The sequence below is a fragment of the Streptomyces sparsus genome (genome assembly GCF_054776295.1).
In genome coordinates, this window is the sequence record NZ_BAAHCA010000859.1 from 1 (window position 1) to 2,101 (window position 2,101).

A 2,101-nucleotide genomic window follows, 5' to 3' on the forward strand; every position below is an offset into this window, starting at 1 on the left:
CGGCGACCGCGTCCGCGCCGGGGGCGGTCGACCGGGCCAGGCCGGCCACGGCCTGCAACCGTCGGCCGTTCGCCAGCCCGAGGATCTGCTCGCTGCCCTGTGCGCGCAGCTGCTTCGCCGCCTGCCGACCGGTGCGGCCGGTGAGTTCGAGGTCCTCCAGGGGGCCGAGCACCCAGCCGTCCTCGTCCCGGCTGGTCTCCTCCTGGCGGTCCCGGTCGAACAGTGCGAAGAGGCGCTCGGCGGTCTCCCGTTCGTCCGCCCCGCTCAGCAGCGTCAGGTCGGACAGCTCGTAGCGGCTGGCACTGAGCGACTCCTCGTCCAGCAGTACGGTGTCGATCTGACCCAGCCGGCGCAGCACGCCGCGGTCCATCACCGTCGCACCGCGCAGCGCCAGGACCTTGCCGAGTGTCGTCGCGAACCCCTCGCGGCCGGCGTGCGGCGCCTTCGGCACACTCGACAGCGCCACGGCCAGGCCACGGCGCGGCCCGGAGAACGGCGTCACCACGGCCCCGGCGAGCAGGCCGGCGTTCATGGCGCGCTCGGCGTAGCTGTCCGAGACGTCGGCGGGCGCGGGCACCGGGCGTTCGTCCTCGACGGGGTCGGCCGCGGCGTCGTCGGGGCCGGACACCAGGTCCGGTTCCACCGACTCCCACGTCTTGCGGTGGGCCTCGGCCTCGCGCCACTGGGCGAGTCGCTGGACCACGTCGAGGACGAGGCCGCCGCCGCGGGACGCGGCGCCCTGCGCGAGCGCGGTCACGACCGCCAGCATCGACTCGGCCTGCTCGGGTCCGTTGAGGCCGCGGGTGACGAGCTCCCGCAGCCGGGGGTGCAGGTTGACGGCGCCGGCGAGCGCGGCGACCTCGCTGGGCAGCGGCGTCCAGGGAGCGACCCGGTTGATGGTGGAGAGCCCCAGCCCGACCACGTCGGCGGCCAGCCCGGACACGGACTGGCGGGTGCGCGGCCCTTCGCAGGGGTGGTGCGGTTCCCGGCACCACTCGCCCTGCTCGTCGCAGTTGTGAGCGGGGTCGTTGTCCTCGGCGCGCTCCACGATCGCGACAAGGTCCCGCTCGGGCGGCGGCGGCGACTCCAACCCCACGATGACCCGCCCGGACGGCGCGTTGACCCGGGCCCACGCCACCTGGTCGTGGCTCTCCAGGGCGCGCTCCACCCGTCGCGCGACGCGCAGGGCGTCCGGGCCGTGCAGACCGTGGACGGAGATGTAGCAGCGTCCCGGACGCGACCACACGGCCCGTTGCGGCAGACCGACAAGTCGACCCGCCAGTCCCGCAGCCTCCCGCGCCCCTGCCGTCACTCCGCTCGGCACCAGTCCCACCAGGGACGACACCGGACCCCCAAGACCTGACAGCAACGACATCGACCCTGCCCTTCGACCTGACCAGCGTGTGAGTGGCCGCCCTCACCAGGACGGTGTGCGACGGGTCCACGACGGCACGGCGCCGACGCGTCACCCGGGCCTCTCCCGGTCCGTGACGGCGGGTGATGCCGCGTCGCCCCGCCCGTCGGCCCCCGTGCTCGGCGGGCGGAGCGGACGCTGCGGGAGCCGTGCGGCCTCCGACCGACGCGGCTCCCGGCACACCGTCCGGGAGACCCACGACTCGAATATCCGCTTTCGCCGTGCTCACACCTGGGAAGTGCCGCGCACGGTCGGACGACCAGGGGCTCCGCACGGATCGCCGGTGAGTCGACGCGGGCGAGCGCCGCTCCGGAGGGCCTGCGTGCCGGGTGCTCGGGACGCGGCATCACCGGGGGGCCGTACGGGTGCAGCACTGAAGGGACGCCGGCGAAGAGCGACCGGCCCGATACCGACGACGACTGTCCGGCGTCCGGACGGTCGTCCGGGTGTGACGCGGAACTCCCGCCCGTCGCGTATGGCGGAGTCCGCCGGGTTCCACGCTGGGGGGAGGGGAGCAGACCACCCGAGCCGGCGAGCAAGCACCTGCGCTTGGGGGAACGGCGGCGTGAACAACCCTGTGCCGCCGGTAAGTTGGCAGCAAGGCGCCGCGGGGGAGGGCAGCGGCGCGGGGCCCACCGGCGGCGACCCGTGCGTGCCCGCCGCCGGTGGGCCGGTGCGTGGCCGACG

At 75.2% G+C, this 2,101-nt stretch carries 1 protein-coding gene; it reads right to left on the minus strand.

Features of this window, described 5'->3' with window-relative positions; genetic code table 11:
- The coding region (locus tag ACYVE9_RS24225; RefSeq protein WP_461030023.1) for a heavy-metal-associated domain-containing protein at positions 1 to 1,375 on the minus strand (1,375 nt) is incomplete at its 3' end.
- Positions 1,376 to 2,101: the final 726 nt, after the last annotated feature.